Source organism: Rhizobium sp. YTU87027 (assembly GCF_050644135.1).
In the GTDB taxonomy this organism is placed as follows: domain Bacteria; phylum Pseudomonadota; class Alphaproteobacteria; order Rhizobiales; family Rhizobiaceae; genus Rhizobium.
Map to the genome: position 1 here is coordinate 2,441,019 of NZ_CP098440.1, position 17,875 is coordinate 2,458,893.

Here is a 17,875-nt window from a genome sequence, read left to right on the forward strand (position 1 = left end):
CTAGCGGCGAAGATTGGCGGCCTGCGTCGCCTTTTTCGAAGCGAAAATGCTGTCGATCTCTGATGCCGGTAGCGGATGACCGAGCGCGAAGCCCTGTAGCGTTTGGCAGCCAAGCTTGGCGAGCGTCACGGCATGGTTTTCAGTCTCCACACCCTCAGCGATCACGTCGACACCGAGCGCCTTGCCGATCTCGACAATCGACTTGACGACGCGACGCTGCTCGGAGGAAGTATCCACTTCGTTGACCAATTGCCGATCGATCTTGAGCCGAGCCGGGCGTAGCCGAACGAGGCCAATAAGCGAGGCGTGGCCCGAGCCGAAATCATCGATCTCGATCTCGATTCCCATTTGCTTGATGCGGTCGACCGTCTGCAGAAGTTCATCGTCGCAGTCGTCCAGAAAGATGGTCTCGACCAATTCGAAAACCAGGGCACCTTCCGGTATCTCGAGTGTCTCCAGATCGCCGATCAATTGCGGATCATAGAGGCGCTGTCCTGAAATATTGACCGATATCCGAGGCAAGGTTGTACCGTGCTGCTCCCACGTCAGGCGGTCCGCGAGCACGCGTCGCAGGATCGAAGCATCGATCCCGGAAGACAAGCCGAACTCGTCGGCGATCTTCAGGAATATACCGGGCGAGAGCGTGCCGCGCTCGCTGTGATGCCAGCGCGCCAACGCCTCGATGCCCACGACATCGCGAGTGTTGGCATCGAGCTGCAACTGGTAAAACGGAATGATATCGCCCTGTTCCAGCGCAAGCTTCAGCTCTTCGGCAAGGCGCCGCTTGCCCATCAGATCGTCTTTGAGCTGCTGCGAGAAGAACTCGATGCGGTCGCGCCCTGATGTCTTTGCCTGGTAGAGCGCGATATCAGACTCGGCGAGCAGATTGGAGCCAGAGCGATCTGCCGACCAGGAAATGCCGATCGACGCTCCCGATTGCAGCATTTCGTGGCCAAAGCGGATCTTCTTCTTCAGGCGCCGCTGCACGTCACGCGCCATCCGGTTCAGTTCCGTCAACCCTCCGAAGTTGACGAGCAGAATAACGAATTCGTCGCCACCGATACGCGCCGCCATTGTGGCTTTCGGAATGGCAGCCTCAATCCGCAAGGCTGCGGCACGCAATACGGTGTCGCCCGCCGCATGGCCATGACTGTCGTTGATCTGCTTAAACTCGTCGAGGTCGAGATGCAGGACCGCAAGTGTGGAGACTGAGGCGTCTTCGGCCAGTTCCGCCAGGCGCTTGTCGAAAAGGCGACGGTTGGGAAGGCCCGTCAGATAGTCGTGCTCGGCCGCATATTCGATGCGTGCGCTGCTCTCTTCCAAAGCGAGGGCCCGTGCCTCGGCGACCGCGCGCTGGCGCGCCGCCTCATTCGCAAGGAGTACATCAGAGGTAACATCCCACTCAGCACCGATGAAGGAAGGAGACCCTTCCTCGTTCACGTAGAAATGAGCACGCGATCGGATATGTCTTATCTCTCCGCTCGGCCAGACGATCCGGAATTCCGAATTATATTGCCCGCCTCTGGCAGCAGCGTCGTCGAACTCTTTCTCGGCGCGTTCTCGATCGTCGGGGTGAATCGCATTTGACCAGACGGCGGTCGGAACCGGACCGTTCCGCATTCCGGTCTGGTAAAGTCGATGCATCTGGACATCCCAGGAGATCTCATTCTGATCGAGGTTGTGCTCCCATACGCCAATCTGTGACGCATCGAGTGCAAGCTCAAGGCGCCGCAGGATGTCCTGGAACTCTCGTTCGGACCGTGTGGGACTGCTCGATACCAACGCCGTCCTAGCCTCACGTAACTTCAAGTTACAGTATGGTGTCAGACCTCCAATGAGGAAGTTCATTATGCGTGCCGAACCAACCTTTTGGCGAGAGATTAATTAGAACGCACTAAAAATCCATCAACAATTGCAGGCCGAATGCGTCACCAATCTTGTCAGAGACCCGAGTGTCTAGGCAATTCAGCCTTTCGAGGAACGACCGTTCTTTTCTTCGAGCTGCAACAACAGACCACTGTGATCGGTCTCACCGCCACCGTGCTCGACAAACTCGGCAAACTCGGCACGGACCGCTTCCGTCAGAGGTAGAGTCAAAGCGAGACTTCCCGCCGTTGCGACGATGTTGTTCAGGTCCTTCAGCTGCAGTTTTGAAGGGCCGGCGGTGCCAAAGTCACGATCGACCATTCGCTGGCCGTGGACATCAAGAATACGACTTTCGGCAAAGCCGCCCCGGATCGCCCGGCGGAACGCCTCGCGCGAACCGCCACCCGCCTCAACGAGCAGCATCGCCTCGGCCACGGCACCTATCGTTATTGCAACAATCTGCTGGTTCCCGAGCTTTGCAAGCTGGCCGCAACCGCTGGGTCCAACATGGGTAACCCGGCCAAGTGGCGCAAAGACGTCGGCCAGCTCGCCGATCAAAGCGGCATCGCCGCCCGCCATGATCGCGAGCGTACCAGCAGTCGCCCCAACCACGCCGCCCGAGACCGGCGCATCGAGATGACTGATGCCACGCTCGGCGAGCTTCAACGCATGTTCGCGCGCCGCGTCCGGGGAAATAGAACTGGAATCGATGACCACCGCGCCAGCGTCAAGCGCCTCTGCGGCGCCCTGTTTGAATAGTACGTCCTCCACTGCCTTTCCGTCAGTCAGCATGGTGAGAACCACGGATGCCCCCCTGACAGCTTCAGCGGGCGTATCGGCCACAACCGCGCCATCGCGAACAAGGTCTTGCGCCTTCGCGCGATTGCGGTTCCAGACCGTGACGGCAAAGCCCGAGCGCAGCAGCCTACGAGCCATCGGCGCTCCCATCAGCCCGGTTCCCAGAAACGCAATGCTGCGCGATTTTCCGGTCGTCATAGCCGCCCTCCCAGTTCATCCTCGATATGCACGCGAATAATGTCGTCGAACGAAGCATCGGCGACGAAACCCAGCTTCTTCGCGCGCTCGGCCTCGAATGCCTGCGGCCAGCCGGACACGATCTTCATGACCAACTCGTCGGGTTCGCATCGGATGAGGCCGACGGCCTTCTCCCCTGCGATCTTGCGCAACGCCTCAATCTGTTCTCCGACGGTAGCGCTGACACCTGGCATCGTCAGGCTGCGGCGTGCGCCGAGTGGCTGGAGGTCGATGCTGGCGGCATGGATCAGAAAGCCGACGGCCGAACGCGGCGACGCATGCCAATGGCGGACAGTTTCGGGCACCGGCAGGATCGCCTCCTGCCCGACCAACGGCTCGCGCACAATGCCGGAGAAAAAGCCGGAGGCAGCCTTATTCGGTTTGCCGGGACGGACGCAGATCGTCGGCAACCGGATGCCAATGCCATCGATGAAGCCTCGGCGCGTGTAGTCCGCCAGCAGCAATTCGCCCATCGCCTTCTGGGTGCCGTAGCTCGTCAGTGGCGTGAGATTGAAATCGTCAGGAATTACCTCGGGGAAAGGCGCTCCAAACACCGCAATGGACGAGGTGAAGACGACGCAGGGCCGATAACTGTCCTGCAGATGCGCAGCACGGATCGCCTCAAGGAGAGCACGCGTGCCCTCGAGGTTGATTCCGTAGCCCTTTTCGAAATCCAGCTCAGCCTCGCCGGACACGATCGCAGCCAGATGAAACACCACATCCGGTCGCGAGGCGACAATTCGCGCGGCCTGCCCTGGGGCAGAAACGTCGGCAGCGCTCGTCTCCACACGGCCGGCAAAGCCGTCCGGGGCGGCCGGTGTGACGACGTCGACAAGGGAAAGGCGAGTGATGGCCTGGCCTGCGAGACGCCCGTCAGCGACGAGTCGCGCCGTCAATTTGCGCCCGATCATTCCCGCTGCACCGATAATCGCGATATGCATTGGCCGCCTCCATCAGTCCTTGCAGCGCGCGACTGCCCTCGCCCGCCATGCTCTTCGAGACATAGCCGCATGGCCGGTTCATGAAAACAGGAAAGGCGGAGCAATGCTCCGCCTTTCCACGTCTCGCCGCCTGAGTGGGGGCTATTCGGCAGCGAGTCGTATGATTTCGGCTTCCTCTGCGTCGTGCTCGTGCTCTTTGTGCTGGATCAGCGGGCGGTTGCCCGACAGCTTGCGAACCAGAACGTAGAAGACAGGTGTCATGAAGATGCCGAAGAAGGTGACGCCGATCATGCCCGAGAACACGGCGACACCCATGGCGGCGCGCATTTCGGCACCGGCTCCGGTCGAGACGACCAGCGGCACGACACCCATGATGAAGGCCATTGAGGTCATCAGGATCGGGCGCAGGCGCAACCTACTTGCCTCGATGGCAGCCTGAACTGGAGTCCGTCCTTCGAATTCCAGCTCGCGAGCGAATTCCACGATCAGGATCGCGTTCTTCGCAGAGAGGCCGACAAGGACGACCAAGCCGATCTGCGTGAAGATGTTGTTGTCTCCACCGGTCAGCCAGACACCCGTCAACGCAGCCAGCACGCCCATCGGCACGATCATGATGATCGCGATCGGCAGGGCAAGGCTCTCATACTGCGCAGCGAGCACCAGGAACACCAGCAGCAGTGCCAGCGGGAAGACGATCACGCCGGAGTTGCCCGCCAGGATCTGCTGATAAGTCAGATCCGTCCATTCGAAGCTGATGCCCTTCGGCAGGGTCTCGTCGGCAATCTTCTCGATCGCCGCCTGAGCCTGGCCGGAGGAGAAGCCCGGAGCTGGACCGCCGTTGATATCGGCGGAGAGGAAACCGTTATAACGGTTGGTCCGCTCCGGCCCGGTTGTCGCGTTCACCTTCAGGAGCGCAGACAGCGGGATCATTTGGCCCGATGCCGAACGAACCTTCAGCTTGCCGATATCCTCGGGCTGCGCCCGGAACTTGGCATCGGCCTGGACGCGCACGCTGTAGGTACGGCCGAAGGCGTTGAAGTCGTTGACATAGAGCGAACCGAGATAGATCTGCAGCGTCTCGAAAACGTCGGTTACCGGGACGCCCAGCTGTTCCGCCTTCTCACGGTCGAGATCGGCATAGAGCTGCGGAACATTGATCTGGTATGCGGAGAAGATACCCGTCAGCTCAGGCGTCTGGTAAGCCTTGGCGATCATCGCCTTGTTGGCCTCGTCGAGCACCTGATAGCCGAGACCAGCGCGGTCTTCGAGCTGCATCTTGAAGCCGCCCGTCGTGCCGAGACCGTTGACCGGCGGCGGCGGGAACATCGCGATGAAGGCATCCTGGATCGCCCCGAACTTCTGGTTCAGGGACATGGCGATCGCACCGCCCGAAAGCGCCGGCGACTTGCGTTCCTCGAAATCCTTCAGCGTCACGAAAACGATGCCGGCGTTCGAGGAGTTGGTGAAGCCATTGATCGACAGGCCCGGGAAGGCAATCGCATGCGCGACGCCGGGCTCGGCCATGGCGATGTCGCTCATCCGCTTGATGACGTCTTCGGTGCGGTCGAGGCTGGCGGCATCCGGCAGCTGCGCAAAGCCGATCAGATACTGCTTGTCCTGAGCCGGTACGAAGCCGCCAGGTACTGCATTGAAGAGACCGTAGGTCGCGCCCGCCAGCACCACATAGACAAGCATGACGATGCTCTTGCGCGACAGCAGACCGCCGACACCCTTGCCATAGCCCCGCGAACCGGCGCCAAAGGCTTTGTTGAAGCCACGGAAGAACCAGCCGAAAACCACGTCCATAGCGCGTGTCAGCCAGTCACGCTTGGCGTGATGGTCCTGCAATAGCAGCGAAGCCAGAGCCGGAGACAGCGTCAAGGAGTTGAAGGCCGAAATGACCGTCGAGATCGCGATCGTCAGCGCGAACTGACGATAGAACTGTCCGGAGAGACCACTAATGAAGGCGAGCGGCACGAAAACCGCGACGAGCACCAGCGCGATCGCTATGATCGGGCCAGACACTTCCTTCATGGCCTTGTAGGTGGCTGCCCGCGGGCTGAGCCCGTTTTCGATATTTCGCTCGACGTTTTCGACAACGACGATCGCGTCGTCCACCACGATACCGATCGCCAGCACGAGTCCGAAGAGACTGAGCGCGTTGATGGAGAAGCCGAAAACATACATCACCGCGAACGTGCCGATGATTGAGACCGGAACGGCAATCAGCGGGATGATCGAGGCGCGCCATGTCTGCAGGAACAGAATGACGACGATAACGACGAGCGCGATGGCTTCGAGCAGCGTATCGACGACCTTCTCGATCGACGAACGAACGAACTTCGTCGTGTCATAGACGATCTCGTAGCTGACGCCGTCAGGCATGGCGGTCTTCAACTCTTCCATCGTCTTCTGGACTTCGTCCGAGATGGTGATGGCGTTGGAGCCCGGGGACTGGAAGACCGGGATGGCGACCGCCGGCTTGCCATCGAGGATCGAGCGCAGCGAGTAATCGGCAGCGCCGAGTTCGATACGGGCCACGTCGCGCAGGCGGGTGATCTCGCCGTTTGTACCGGTCTTGACGATGATGTTGCCGAATTGGTCAGGCGTCTGAAGGCGGCCCTGCGCATTGACGTTAAGCTGCAGGTCTACACCCGACAGGCTTGGCGAAGCGCCGATGGTGCCGGCTGCGGCCTGCACGTTCTGGCCGCGGATCGCATTGGTGACGTCGCTGGCGGCAAGGCCGTGCTCGGCAGCCTTCTGCGGATCGATCCAGACGCGCATCGAATAGTCGCCCGAACCGAAGACCTGTACCTGACCGACGCCGTCGATACGCGCCAGCCGGTCCTTGATGTTGAGGACGCCGTAGTTGCGCAGATAGGTGATGTCATAGCGGTTGTCAGGCGAGATCAGGTTCACGACCATCATCAGGTCGGGAGAGCTCTTGACCGTGGTGATACCGATGGTCTTCACCTCTTCCGGCAGGCGCGGTTCGGCCTGAGACACGCGGTTCTGAACGAGCTGCTGTGCCTTGTCGGGGTCCGTGCCAAGCTTGAAGGTGACCGTCAGCGTCATGACGCCGTCCGATGTCGCCTGGCTGGACATGTAGAGCATGCCCTCGACGCCGTTGATCTGCTCTTCGAGCGGCGTGGCAACGGTCTGGGCGATAACCTCCGGGTTTGCGCCGGGATAGGTAGCGCGCACCACGATCGATGGCGGAACGACTTCCGGATATTCGGAAATCGGCAGTGAACGCAGGCCGAGCAGACCGGCGACCACAATGAGGACCGATAGGACTCCGGCGAACACCGGACGGTCGACAAAGAATCTGGAGAAATTCATTTCAAAGCCCTCTCCGGGATGAAATCTGGGATGCAACGACCCTCTCCGGCGGTTGAGAGGCCGCCGGTGGGTCAGGTCATTTCGGAATTCCGGCGGAGCGCCGAGGCGCGCCGCAGCTTCGGCTTACTGGGCCGTCGCCACTTTCTCTTCCGCCTGCGGTGCAACCACGGCGCCGGGACGGATACGCTGCAGGCCATTGACGACGATCTTGTCGCCAACGGTCAGCCCGCTTTCGACGATACGCTGGCCGTCGGCTGTCGCGCCGAGCTGGACCGGTCGGTAGCTGACCTTGTTTTCGGCATCGACGACGAACACGAACTTCTTGTCCTGGTCCGTGCCGACTGCGCGGTCGCTGATCAGGATCTTGTTCTCGGCCTTCGGCTCGCCCATGCGGACGCGAACGAACTGGCCGGGGATCAGCTTGCCGCCGGGATTGTCGAAGACAGCGCGAACACCGATGGTGCCGCTTGCCGCGTCAACCTGATTGTCGATCAGTTGCAGCTTACCCTTGATCGGGGTTCCCTGATCCGCCAGCGTGCCGACCTCGACCGGGATCTGCTCGACCGCCGGGACGGCGCCATCGCCAGCCGGCAACTCGGCGAGCGCCTTGGTGACCATTTCCTCACTGGCGTTGAAGCTTGCGTAGATCGGATCGACCGACACGAGCGTCGTCAAGGCCGGTGATGTAGAGCCGGCGGCAACGAGGTTACCGACGGTGATCTCGATCTTGCCGACACGGCCGGCAACCGGTGCGCGGACTTCGGTGTAGCCGAGCTCCAACTGTGCTGAACGAAGGGCTGCCTGAGCGGTGCGAAGGCCGGCCTGCGCTTCGGTGAAGGCATTCTGACGCTGGTCGAGATCACTTTGCGAAATCGTCTTGTTGTCAGAAAGCCTGCGGCCACGCTCCAGTTCGATCTGAGCGATATTGACCTTCGCATCGGCGGAAGCAACCTGGCCTTCGGCCTGGGAAACAGCCGCCTGATAGGGCTCGGGATCGATGGAGAAGAGCGGGTCACCCGCCTTCACCAGCGCGCCTTCGCGGAAGTGCACGGATTGGACCGCCCCAGCGACGCGTGAACGGATCTGGACACGGTCGACGGCCTCGAGCCGCCCCGAAAACTCCTGCCATGTCGTTACATCACGGCTGGCGACGACGGCAACCGTTACCGGCACAGCGGGAGCCTGCGCAGGTGTGGATGCAGCCGTGGCGGTCGTGCTCATCGGCAGTTCGAAAAAGATGGCCGCGGCCGAAACGGACGCGACAAGCCCTAAGCCGGCGCCCACGAGGGCCCAGCGCTTCTTACTGGACGTCATTGGTACTCTCCTTACGGCCCTCTCTCAGTGGCCGAATTCAATCAGTTCGTCTTCAATGCAATAGGTTGGCTGCTAATATCCCGAACAAAGCTTTCGAATTGGTCCGTGATCGTCTGTTCCCAATTCGGTGCCTGTTCGCATTTCCCGCCATAAAGCAATGGCCAGCCTGCCCCGGCGGGTAGGACATTCCGGCGAACTGCAACGCCTGCCTGCTTCAGGCGGTCGGCATAACCCAGCGTCTCGTCACGAAGAGGATCATCCTCGGCCGTCAAAACGAGTGCCGGCGCCACCCCTGCAATACGCGAACACAAGCAAGGTGCCGCATAGGGATGACAGCCGCCGCCACTGAGATAGTGGCTCCAGCCCTCGGCCCAACGCTGGCGCATGCCGATACCATCCGCCTTGCGGATGGACGACGTGCCCATGAAAGGATCAAGCAGCGGCGAAATCAGCACCTGGCCATTGAGCGCATCCGCATAGTGGTCGCGCGCCTTGAAAGCGACGCCGGCAGCAATGTTCCCACCAGCCTCTTCACCGGCCACGATCAGCAGCGAATTGCGGTCGCCGATACCGGACGCGCGCTTGTTGGCAAGATAAGAAAAGATAGAATAGCCAACTTCGAGCGGCTTCGGAAAGACATTGCCCAGCGGTGCATTGTAATCCGGGACGGCAACGATTGCGCCGGCCTTGGCCAAGCTCTCCGCAACCAAGCTATCTTTGACGCCCGACTGCAGAAAAGCTCCGCCGCGAAAGAACAGTACGATCGGCGAACCCTTGCCAAATTCGGCGCCCTGATAGACGCGTGCGGAAACGGGGCCGGTGGCCACCTTCTCCATCACTATGTCTTTCACCTGCACCGTCATCGTTTCGGCTCTCGTTTTCACCGACATAACGTGTTGCGAGCCGCGACGGCTTGCAATTTCTGCAAAAAAGATATTGTTATTCCTCTGACGGAATAAGAAGCTTCAGAGCGATTACACTGTTCCGAATTTCGAACAATACTGCAGTGCAACCTGCTTAGGTGATTTCCGATGGACCAGCTCTCGGCAATGCGCGCTTTCATCCGCGTCGTAGAGACGGGCAATTTCACACGGGCCGCCGACACGCTCGCCATGCCCAAGGCGACGGTGACCAATCTCATCCAGGGGCTTGAAGCGCATCTGCACACCAAGCTTCTTAACCGCACCACGCGCCGCGTCATGGTGACGACCGATGGCGCGCTCTACTATGAGCGAGCGGCACAGATCGTCTCCGAACTCGAGGAACTGGACGGCAGCCTTTCGAACTCGCAGGGCCTGCCCACCGGCCGTTTGCGCGTCGAAATGGCGGGCGCCTTCGCCGACTGGATCGTCGTGCCCGCGCTCTGCGACTTCTACCAGAAATACCCGGATATCCGGGTTGATCTGGGCGTCGGCGACCGCACCGTCGACTACCTCGCGGAGAACGTCGACTGCGCGCTTCGCGGCGGCACGCCCGCCGACCAATCGCTGATCGCAAGGCGCGTCTCGGAAGTGGAAATGCTCACCTGTGCCGCACCGCTCTACATCGAAAAATTCGGCATTCCGACTCGCCCCGAAGAGCTGGAAAACGACCATTATTCAGTGAGTTACTTCCGCGCACAGACCAACCGGACGCTTCCCTTCGAATTCCGCAAGGACAATGAAGATCTGGAGATCAATCCTCGTTACCTGCTATCGGTCAATGACAGCCGAACTTTCGTCAATGCGGCATTGAACGGGCTTGGCATTGCTCAGCTGCCGCGCTTCATGATTCGCGACGCTTTGGCCAAGGGCGACCTCGTGGAAATCCTGCCGGAATGGAGCCGTGAACCCTTCCCGCTCTACATCGTCTATCCGCCGAACCGGCACCTCAGCAATAAGGTCCGCGTCTTCGTCGACTGGCTGGTGAAACTGCTCTCGGATGCGAAACTGAACGACCGATGACGCAGTTGCGGCCCGGAAGGAGTTCCTTCAACGGGCCGCAACTGTCTGTCATCGAATTCCTTTCAGACCCTGCCGCGTCACCAGGGAAATGGCTCGACCGGTATCTGAGGTTGGCGCCAAGAGTTGGAGGTCTTCCAGTCGCCTTTACTGGAGTTATATAATCCTGCTTCTTGCCATTTGTTAAGTGCTGATTCGTGCACAGCAGGTTCGCGAAAACGGAACAATGGGAACCATCACGGTTTAGTGAACAGCCGGCTTGAGGAGATCCTCCAGCCCGATCCGCCGGAACATTTCGGCGCGAACCCGATCGGCAACGCCATTGACCACCTCGGCACCGTCTTCCGACGGATCGACATGCGTACGGAATGGACGCTTGCCGAAGGGCATCGCGATGACCTCCGCGGTCGCCGTCGCGACTGAACCGGCATCCGCGTCGACAGGTTCCAGCGCTGCAAGTCCCTGCAGCGCCTGTTCCGGCACACCTTTGTAGGGTCCGTCGTTGTATTCGGCTGCGCGCGCCGTATCCGCCGGCGAGCCGGAATGTGCGAAGTGATTGGTGCCTTTGGTGAAAGCACCCGGCACGATGATCGCGGTTTCGATACCCCAGCGGGCAAGCTCGGACGCATAGGAGACCGCAACCGAGTCCATCGCTGCCTTGGCCGCGAAATAGGGGGCGAGATAGGGCGGCGTGCCGCCCCGCGTGCTGGACGATGACACCCAGACGACGAGCCCCTTGCCCCGCTTGCGCATATGGGGAAGCACGGCGCGGTTCACCCGCTGCGTCGACAGCACATTGATGTCGAACAGCTCCGCGTATTGCTCCGGCGTGAATGCTTCGGCTGGTCCGAAGGACATATGACCGGCATTATGGATGATCACGTCGAGCCTGCCCGCCTCTTCGAGGACTTTGGCGACGCCGGCGTCAATGGAGGCTTCCGAGACAACGTCAAGTTCGACCGAACGGAGGTCGGCATTGTTGTCCCGGCGGAATGCAGCGATGTCAGCGACAGCCTTTGCGTTGCGACCCGCTGTATCGCGAATGCCGGCGTAGACGATATGCCCTTCCCTGGCGAGAGTGCGGGCGGTGAGAGCGCCGAAGCCGCTGGATGCTCCGGTAATGACGATGACCTGCTTTTCCATTGTCCTATTCCTTCTAACGCGACTGTTGACATCTAGTGTTGGAGATCGGCGGCGGGCCAAACTCGCCGTAGCGAGATCGGAGATCAGACCATGCCCCCATTGGCGCGCAGCACCTGGCCGTTGATCCAGGCGCCGTCCGGGCCGGCGAGGAAGGAAACGGACGCGGCGATATCTTCTGGCGTTCCCAGCCGCTCCAGTGGGTTCATCTTGGCCATGCGGGCGATCAGCTCATCCGATTTCCCATCAAGGAAAAGGTCAGTTGCTGTCGGCCCGGGAGCCACTGCGTTGACATTGACGTTACGGCCGCGCATTTCCTTCGACATGATCGTCGTCAGCGTTTCTACAGCCGCCTTGGTCGCGGCATAGACGCCATAGTTTTCGAGCTTCAGACCGACGACACTCGTCGAGAAGTTGATGATGCGGCCACCGTTGCGCAGACGCTTTGCGGCTTCGCGCAGGGTGTTGAAGGTGCCCTTCACGTTGACGCTGACCTGACGGTCGAAATTGGCATCGTCGGCATCGGCAATCGACGAGAGCTGCATGATACCTGCATTGTTGACCAGCACATCGATGCCGCCGAAGGCTGCTTCCGCAGCATCGAACATCCGGCGGACGGCTTCGGGGTTGCTGACATCGGCCTGCGCCGTCAGCGCCTTGCCTCCGCTCTGCTCGATCTTCTTCACAAGCTCCTCGGCGAGCGCCATGTTTCCTGAGTAGTTGACGACGACGGTGAAACCGTCCCTGGCCAAACGTTCCGCGATTGCGGCGCCGATGCCCCTCGATGCACCAGTGACCAGTGCGACCTTGTTCTCGTTGCTCATTGCCTTTCTCCTTCATCCTGTGCGGCTCGCCGCGTTTTCGATGAGAAGAAGATGCCGCTTTTCGAAGCGCGGATAATCAGCCATTATTCGGCATCACTATCCGGATATGGCGAACAAACAAAATGGACAGATTCGATGCTATGCGGGTATTTTCCCGCGTTGTGGAGAGACGCAGCTTCACGCTCGCAGCAGAAGATACCGGCCTTCCGCGCTCCACGGTCACGGATGCGGTCAAGCAGTTGGAAGCCCGGCTCGGCGTGCGCCTGCTGCAGAGAACCACGCGCCATGTCAGCCCGACGCTCGATGGTGAAGCCTACTATCAACGCTGCCTCTCCATACTCGCCGACATCGAGGACGCGGAAGGTGCCTTCGCCGGCGCCAAGCCGAAGGGCATGCTGCGCGTCGACGTGCATGGCACGCTTGCCCGCCACTTCGTACTGCCGAGCCTTCCGTCCTTCCTCGAGACGTACCCGGACATCGAGTTCTACATGAGCGAGGGCGACCGGCTGGTCGATCTCGTTCGCGAAGGCATCGATTGCGTGCTGCGGGTTGGCGTGCCTGGTGACAGCGACATGGTGGCGCGACGCGTCGCCATGTTGGAGGAAGTTACCCTTGCAGCTCCCCGCTACATCGAGAAACATGGCCTCCCCGAACATCCCGACCGGCTCCACGGTCATCGGATGGTAGGCTTCCGCTCGAGCGCAACAGGCGGTGTCCTGCCTCTGGAATTCCTGGTCGGCGGCATCATCCGCAACGTCACCCTGCCCGCAACGGTAACCGTCAACGCCGCCGAAAGCTTCATGTCGGCAGCACGGCTCGGCCTCGGCCTGATACAAGTGCCGCAATATCATGCGGAAAAGGATTTGGCCGATGGCACGCTCGTTCACGTGCTGCCGGATTTCCCACTGACGGAGACGCCGGTTTCTCTCCTCTATCCCCGCAACCGACAGCTTTCTCCACGCGTTCGCGTTTTCATCGACTGGTTAGTGAAGGTCTTTGCTCGACAATCCTAGCGAAAAGCGTTTCACTTGGAGCAACTGTAAGAACCAGGAGACTTTCCATGGCTATCACAGACGTCACCGTGCACCCGAAGGAAGGCTCTTTCGCCATCATTTTCACGGATCAGTCCGGCAACAACATCTCGGTCACGCTCTACGCCGCGGCCTCTCCCGGCCTGACGAGCGACAATGCAATCACCCGTGCAAGGGCGTTGCTCGCAACAACACTGCAGAGTTCGCAGGCAGATGGCGCACGCGGCAAGGATGCTGCGCTTCTCGAAGAAGAACTGGAAGAAGGTCTCGAGGACACTTTCCCGGCAAGCGATCCCGTATCGGTGACGGGCTCCTCCATCCCGGCGCATGACCCGAAGGTCGGCCATTAAAGCCTCACGGACCAGAAGCCTGAAACAGATGACGCATGCCGTCGGTGCGATCGGCGCCGCTCCCCTCGCCGGTCCTGATCTCTCGCGCTTTTTCGCGCGTGATGCGGTTGCCGTCGCCCGGGATTTGCTCGGCTGCCAGTTGCGCGTCGGCGATGTCGGCGGACGGATAACCGAGACCGAAGCCTACTTCCCTGATGATGAAGCCTCGCACAGCTTTCGCGGTCCCACGCCGCGAAACGGTGCGATGTTCGGTCGGCCAGGCAATGTCTACATTTACCGCATCTACGGCATGCATTGGTGCCTGAATTTCGTCTGCACGCCCGGATCCGCCGTGCTGATCCGCGCAATCGAGCCGGAAGCCGGCATCGCGACCATGATTGAGCGCCGCGCCAACGATGCACTGACGCAGCTCTGCAGCGGTCCCGGCAAACTCTGCCAGGCGCTCGGTATCGATTTCACGCTGAACGACAAGCTGCTCGATCGCCCACCCTTCTCGATCGCCCCATCCGCTCCTGTCGAAATCGTTGCCGGCAAAAGGATCGGCATAACAAAAAATGCCGAAGCACCATGGCGCTTCGGCATTTCCGGCTCTCGTTATCTCAGCAAACCGTTCCGCTGAGCATCACTCCATGACGGCGCTATGATCCATGACAGGGGCGACTTTCGGCTTGCGCAGCAGCAGCGCCAGCGGAATGACCGCGAGCGACATCAGCATCAACAGCTTGAAATTGTCCATGTAGGCGATGATCGTCGATTGCAGGGTGATCACGTCGTTGAGCGAGGCGCGACCGGCGGCTGTCAACGGACTCATCGCCTGCGCCGCCGTCGCCTCGAAGGCCCGGTTGAACGGCGTCACATAGGCAGCGATATTCTCGTGGTTCACCTGGGCGTTCTCGACAAGAAGCGCTGATACGATCGAGATACCGACGCTTGAGCCGATGTTGCGCGACAGGTTGTAGAGGCCGGTCCCGTCGCCGCGCATGTGCGCGGGCAGCGTCGAGAAGGCGATCGTCGTCAACGGCACGAAGAGGAAGCCGAGCCCGGCGCCCTGAACGAAGCCGACGGAAACGATTGTCCACTGCGAAACATCGGGCGTCCAGCCGGTCATGTCGTACATCGCCCAGGCCGTCAGACCGAGTCCCGATACCAGCAGCAAGCGCGTATCGACCTTGCCGATCAGCCTGCCGACGATAAACATGCAGAGCATCGTGCCGAGCCCGCGTGGCCCCATGACGATGCCCGCGGTGATGACGGGATAGCCCATCAGCGTCTGCAGGTAGGGAGTCATCAGCGCCAGTGAGGCGAGATAGGTGATGCCGATCACGAAGATGAAAAGCATGCTGACCGAGAAGTTCCGATCGAGAAACAGCCTCGGGTTCACGAAGGACTTCTCCGCCGTCAGCGTATGCACGATCAGGAGGTAAAAGGCGGCGGCGCAGACGATCGCTTCGATCATGATCTCGCCGGATGCGAACCAGTTCAGCTGTTCGCCGCGATCGAGGAAGAGCTGCAGCGATGCGATGCCGAGACTCATCATCCCGAAACCGAACCAGTCGAGCTTCGCCAGCGCATCGAGCTTCGTCTCCGTGACGTAGATCACGATGCCTGCAAACGCCAGCGCGCCGATCGGCACGTTGATGTAGAACACCCAGCGCCAGCTGATGTTATCGGTCAGCCAGCCGCCGATCACGGGTCCCAGGACCGGCCCGACCATGACCGAGACGCCAAATAAGGCCATGGCCGAGCCGCGCTCCTCGGCACTATAAATGTCGAGGAGGATGCCCTGAGAGAGTGGAACCAGAGATGCGCCAAAGAGGCCCTGCAGCAGGCGGAAGGCCACGATCTGGTTCAGTGATTGCGCTAGACCGCAGAGGACCGAGGCAACGACGAAGCCGGCAATCGCCGCCAAAAGCACGCGCTTGCGCCCGAACTTGGCGGCCAGAAAACCGGACGGCGGCGTCATGATTGCGGCCGCCACGATATAGGAGGTCAGCACCCAGTTGATTTGGTCGGCGCTCGCCGAGACGCTGCCCTGGATATAGGGCAGCGCGACGTTGGCAATCGTCGTGTCCAACGCCTGCATGATCACCGCCAGGATGACGCAGGCCGTTATCCAACCGCGATTGGCAACCGGGGTGACCGGAGATGATGCAGCGTTATTCATGATCCTTGCCGCCGGAGCGGCCCAAAAGCTTGGAAACGAAATCCGGAAGACCACGGGCGCGACCCGTATCGACGTCGACGACCGTGCTCATGCCGACACGAAGCGGCGGCTTGCCCGCTGCGTCATCGATGCTGACGCGCATCGGAATGCGCTGCACGACCTTGACCCAGTTGCCTGTCGTGTTCTGCGCCGGCAGCAGTGAGAAGCTGGAACCGGAGGCCGGGCTTATGCTCTCGACCTTGCCCTTCCATTCCACGCCCGGATAGGTGTCGACATAGATAGTCACCGGCTGGCCGGGCTTCACAGAGGTCAGTTCCGTTTCCTTCGGGCTCGCGGCAATCCAGAGATTGTTGTCCGAAACCAGCGAGAAGGCCTGCGTGGACGCCTGCAGGTAGGAGCCCGGCTGCAGCGAATTGACGTTCGTCGCGATGCCATCGAAGGGCGCCCTGACGACGCTGTGGTCAAGTTCGCGCTCTGCATCATCCACCTTCGCCTTGGCTTCGAGATAGAGCGGGTTCTGCTCAACTGGCTGGTCGGCATTGCCACCCAACTGTGCCAGCGTTGCGGCGGCCTCGGCCGTCGCGACGGCAACCTTCTGGTGGCCAGCATCGAGATTGTGCTTGGCCTGATCGTAGGCGGTGCGCGTCGCAGCCGAACTGTTCAGCAGGTTCTGCTGTCGATCAAACTCGGTCTGATAGTAGGGAATATCGGCTTCGGCTTGCGTGATCTCGGCAAGCGACTGCTGATAGCTGGCCTTCAGATTGAGGATCTGGTTGCGCACGGCGCCAAGCTGCGCTTCAGCACCGTCGAGAGCGATCTTGAAAGAGTCCTGCCGCAAGCTGAAGAGCACCTGGCCCTTCTTCACCGCTTCGTTCTCATGCACGTTGATTCGGTCGACGATACCGGAAACGTCGGTTGTCAGCCCCACCATGTCAGCCTGGATATAGGCATTGTCGGTCGACATGATCTGACCGCCGTTGACGTAGTAGTACCCGCCGACGACGAGCGCGACCGGCAACAACGCGAACAGAACGGGACGCGTGAGACTGCGCCGGCGGCGGACCTGAGTGCCGCCGGGCGCAGCCACTGCAGTAGCGGGCGCGGAATTGGATGAAGGCGCCTCAGCTACCGTTTCCTCGCGAGGGGAAGCGTCGTTTTCTTCAACTGGGTTCTTGGCATTTGCGTCTGCAACGACGCGCAGGGAGGACTTCTCAGCCATGTTTTGTCTCATTTTCGGCGACTGGGGTTCGGCAGGCCTGTACTAGGTTTGTTTTCATCGCGGTTAGAATGCCGAACAGCTGATCGCGCTGTTTGGTAGGGATGCCATCGAATGCTTCGCCGCGTGTCAGATCACCAAGCTCGCGCATCTCGGCCAGAAGCGGATGGGCCTCGTCGCGCACATAGAGAAGCCAGACACGGCGATCAGTCGGATGCTGCCGGCGCTCGATAAGACCGCGGTCGGCGAGCTTGTCGAGAATGCGGACAAGTGTGATCGGCTCGATCTCCAGGATCTCGGCAAGCCCGCCCTGATGAATCCCCTCATTGCTGCGCAGGTAAGCAAGCGTCTTCCACTGCGACCGCGTCAGCCCAAGGCAGCGCGCACGCTGCTCGAACCGCTTGCGAAGCAGCCGTGCAACGTCGTGCAACAAGAAGCCGAGAGTAGGATTTCCGTTCATGGGAACCAGTGTCGATAATAAATAGCACACTTATTATATGCTCAGATATATTAAGCGTGTGCAGGGCACAATAGGCGCCGTTCCAGATTCCGCATCTGCGGCCAAAATGCCGCATAAGGATACGCGCGGAGATTTCGAAGGCCTTTCGAAATTGCAACCGGTTGGCATTTGCAATTTCGACCGGCAGCCGTTTAAAGTAGAAATCCAGAGGGTTATCGGAAATGCCGTGGTCTTTGGTCGATCACCTTTTCT

General features: G+C 60.5%; 15 protein-coding genes. 4 read left to right on the forward strand and 11 right to left on the reverse strand.

The features are described from left to right. From NBG89_RS12220 to NBG89_RS12245, 6 genes are all read right to left on the reverse strand, one after another. On the reverse strand, positions 1–1,782 hold the full coding sequence (locus NBG89_RS12220) for a putative bifunctional diguanylate cyclase/phosphodiesterase (protein WP_431320182.1): 1,782 nt from the start codon (positions 1,780–1,782) through the stop codon (positions 1–3). Positions 1,783–1,965: 183 nt separating this feature from the next. After that, positions 1,966–2,862 (reverse strand): NAD(P)-dependent oxidoreductase, encoded by an 897-nt coding sequence (locus tag NBG89_RS12225; RefSeq protein ID WP_431320183.1) that lies wholly within the window; start codon positions 2,860–2,862, stop codon positions 1,966–1,968. After that, a complete protein-coding gene (gene denD / locus NBG89_RS12230) occupies positions 2,859–3,842 on the reverse strand; it encodes a D-erythronate dehydrogenase (protein WP_431320184.1) in 984 nt (327 codons plus the stop codon). The genes NBG89_RS12225 and denD overlap by 4 nt, the downstream gene beginning before the upstream one ends. Before the next feature lie 141 nt (positions 3,843–3,983). Next, positions 3,984–7,184, reverse strand: a complete 3,201-nt coding sequence (locus NBG89_RS12235; protein WP_431320185.1) for an efflux RND transporter permease subunit — start codon at positions 7,182–7,184, stop codon at positions 3,984–3,986. 123 nt (positions 7,185–7,307) lie between these two features. After that, entirely contained in the window at positions 7,308–8,498 is a 1,191-nt protein-coding gene (locus tag NBG89_RS12240) for an efflux RND transporter periplasmic adaptor subunit (RefSeq protein WP_431320186.1), read from the reverse strand. 41 nt (positions 8,499–8,539) lie between these two features. Beyond that, on the reverse strand, positions 8,540–9,361 hold the full coding sequence (locus tag NBG89_RS12245) for an alpha/beta hydrolase fold domain-containing protein (RefSeq protein WP_431320187.1): 822 nt from the start codon (positions 9,359–9,361) through the stop codon (positions 8,540–8,542). Between the two features lie 168 nt (positions 9,362–9,529). Here NBG89_RS12245 and NBG89_RS12250 point away from each other — a divergent pair, with 168 nt between their 5' ends. Next, positions 9,530–10,441 carry a LysR substrate-binding domain-containing protein gene (locus tag NBG89_RS12250; RefSeq protein WP_431320188.1) on the forward strand — a complete coding sequence of 304 codons (912 nt, stop codon included), beginning with the start codon at positions 9,530–9,532 and terminating at the stop codon, positions 10,439–10,441. Positions 10,442–10,681: 240 nt separating this feature from the next. Here the strand turns inward: NBG89_RS12250 and NBG89_RS12255 are convergent, their stop codons facing one another. Both NBG89_RS12255 and NBG89_RS12260 read right to left on the reverse strand, forming a co-directional pair. Then, on the reverse strand, positions 10,682–11,581 hold the full coding sequence (locus NBG89_RS12255) for an SDR family oxidoreductase (protein WP_431320189.1): 900 nt from the start codon (positions 11,579–11,581) through the stop codon (positions 10,682–10,684). Positions 11,582–11,664: 83 nt separating this feature from the next. After that, entirely contained in the window at positions 11,665–12,402 is a 738-nt protein-coding gene (locus NBG89_RS12260; RefSeq protein WP_431320190.1) for an SDR family oxidoreductase, read from the reverse strand. Positions 12,403–12,524: 122 nt separating this feature from the next. Between NBG89_RS12260 and NBG89_RS12265 the strand changes: the two genes are divergently transcribed. Genes NBG89_RS12265 through NBG89_RS12275 form a run of 3 tightly spaced genes read left to right on the forward strand, consistent with a single transcriptional unit; the run spans position 12,525 to position 14,402 of the window. Then, positions 12,525–13,415: a LysR family transcriptional regulator gene (locus tag NBG89_RS12265; RefSeq protein WP_431320191.1), complete on the forward strand. Its 891-nt coding sequence runs from the start codon at positions 12,525–12,527 to the stop codon at positions 13,413–13,415. A 47-nt stretch (positions 13,416–13,462) separates the two neighbouring features. Further along, positions 13,463–13,783: a hypothetical protein gene (locus NBG89_RS12270; protein ID WP_431320192.1), complete on the forward strand. Its 321-nt coding sequence runs from the start codon at positions 13,463–13,465 to the stop codon at positions 13,781–13,783. Between the two features lie 28 nt (positions 13,784–13,811). After that, positions 13,812–14,402 carry a DNA-3-methyladenine glycosylase gene (locus NBG89_RS12275; protein ID WP_431320193.1) on the forward strand — a complete coding sequence of 197 codons (591 nt, stop codon included), beginning with the start codon at positions 13,812–13,814 and terminating at the stop codon, positions 14,400–14,402. A gap of 3 nt (positions 14,403–14,405) precedes the next feature. Here the strand turns inward: NBG89_RS12275 and NBG89_RS12280 are convergent, their stop codons facing one another. Genes NBG89_RS12280 through NBG89_RS12290 form a run of 3 tightly spaced genes read right to left on the reverse strand, consistent with a single transcriptional unit; the run spans position 14,406 to position 17,623 of the window. Then, complete coding sequence (locus tag NBG89_RS12280; protein WP_431320194.1) at positions 14,406–15,947, reverse strand: DHA2 family efflux MFS transporter permease subunit; 1,542 nt, start codon at positions 15,945–15,947, stop codon at positions 14,406–14,408. Beyond that, positions 15,940–17,166 (reverse strand): HlyD family secretion protein, encoded by a 1,227-nt coding sequence (locus tag NBG89_RS12285; protein WP_431320195.1) that lies wholly within the window; start codon positions 17,164–17,166, stop codon positions 15,940–15,942. Before NBG89_RS12285 ends, NBG89_RS12280 begins: the two co-directional genes overlap by 8 nt. Beyond that, complete coding sequence (locus NBG89_RS12290) at positions 17,159–17,623, reverse strand: MarR family winged helix-turn-helix transcriptional regulator (RefSeq protein WP_431320196.1); 465 nt, start codon at positions 17,621–17,623, stop codon at positions 17,159–17,161. The genes NBG89_RS12285 and NBG89_RS12290 overlap by 8 nt, the downstream gene beginning before the upstream one ends. Positions 17,624–17,875 lie beyond the last annotated feature (252 nt).

What these genes read in the sequence shown, in the direction of transcription:
- NBG89_RS12240 (WP_431320186.1), bottom strand. Translation starts at nt 8,498, where the DNA reads ATGACGTCCAGTAAGAAGCGCTGGGCCCTCGTGGGCGCCGGCTTAGGG.
- NBG89_RS12245 (WP_431320187.1), bottom strand. Translation starts at nt 9,361, where the DNA reads ATGACGGTGCAGGTGAAAGACATAGTGATGGAGAAGGTGGCCACCGGC.
- NBG89_RS12235 (WP_431320185.1), bottom strand. Translation starts at nt 7,184, where the DNA reads ATGAATTTCTCCAGATTCTTTGTCGACCGTCCGGTGTTCGCCGGAGTC.
- NBG89_RS12280 (WP_431320194.1), bottom strand. Translation starts at nt 15,947, where the DNA reads ATGAATAACGCTGCATCATCTCCGGTCACCCCGGTTGCCAATCGCGGT.
- NBG89_RS12290 (WP_431320196.1), bottom strand. Translation starts at nt 17,623, where the DNA reads ATGAACGGAAATCCTACTCTCGGCTTCTTGTTGCACGACGTTGCACGG.
- NBG89_RS12260 (WP_431320190.1), bottom strand. Translation starts at nt 12,402, where the DNA reads ATGAGCAACGAGAACAAGGTCGCACTGGTCACTGGTGCATCGAGGGGC.
- NBG89_RS12265 (WP_431320191.1), top strand. Translation starts at nt 12,525, where the DNA reads ATGGACAGATTCGATGCTATGCGGGTATTTTCCCGCGTTGTGGAGAGA.
- NBG89_RS12270 (WP_431320192.1), top strand. Translation starts at nt 13,463, where the DNA reads ATGGCTATCACAGACGTCACCGTGCACCCGAAGGAAGGCTCTTTCGCC.
- NBG89_RS12275 (WP_431320193.1), top strand. Translation starts at nt 13,812, where the DNA reads ATGACGCATGCCGTCGGTGCGATCGGCGCCGCTCCCCTCGCCGGTCCT.
- NBG89_RS12285 (WP_431320195.1), bottom strand. Translation starts at nt 17,166, where the DNA reads ATGGCTGAGAAGTCCTCCCTGCGCGTCGTTGCAGACGCAAATGCCAAG.
- denD (WP_431320184.1), bottom strand. Translation starts at nt 3,842, where the DNA reads ATGCATATCGCGATTATCGGTGCAGCGGGAATGATCGGGCGCAAATTG.
- NBG89_RS12225 (WP_431320183.1), bottom strand. Translation starts at nt 2,862, where the DNA reads ATGACGACCGGAAAATCGCGCAGCATTGCGTTTCTGGGAACCGGGCTG.
- NBG89_RS12255 (WP_431320189.1), bottom strand. Translation starts at nt 11,581, where the DNA reads ATGGAAAAGCAGGTCATCGTCATTACCGGAGCATCCAGCGGCTTCGGC.
- NBG89_RS12250 (WP_431320188.1), top strand. Translation starts at nt 9,530, where the DNA reads ATGGACCAGCTCTCGGCAATGCGCGCTTTCATCCGCGTCGTAGAGACG.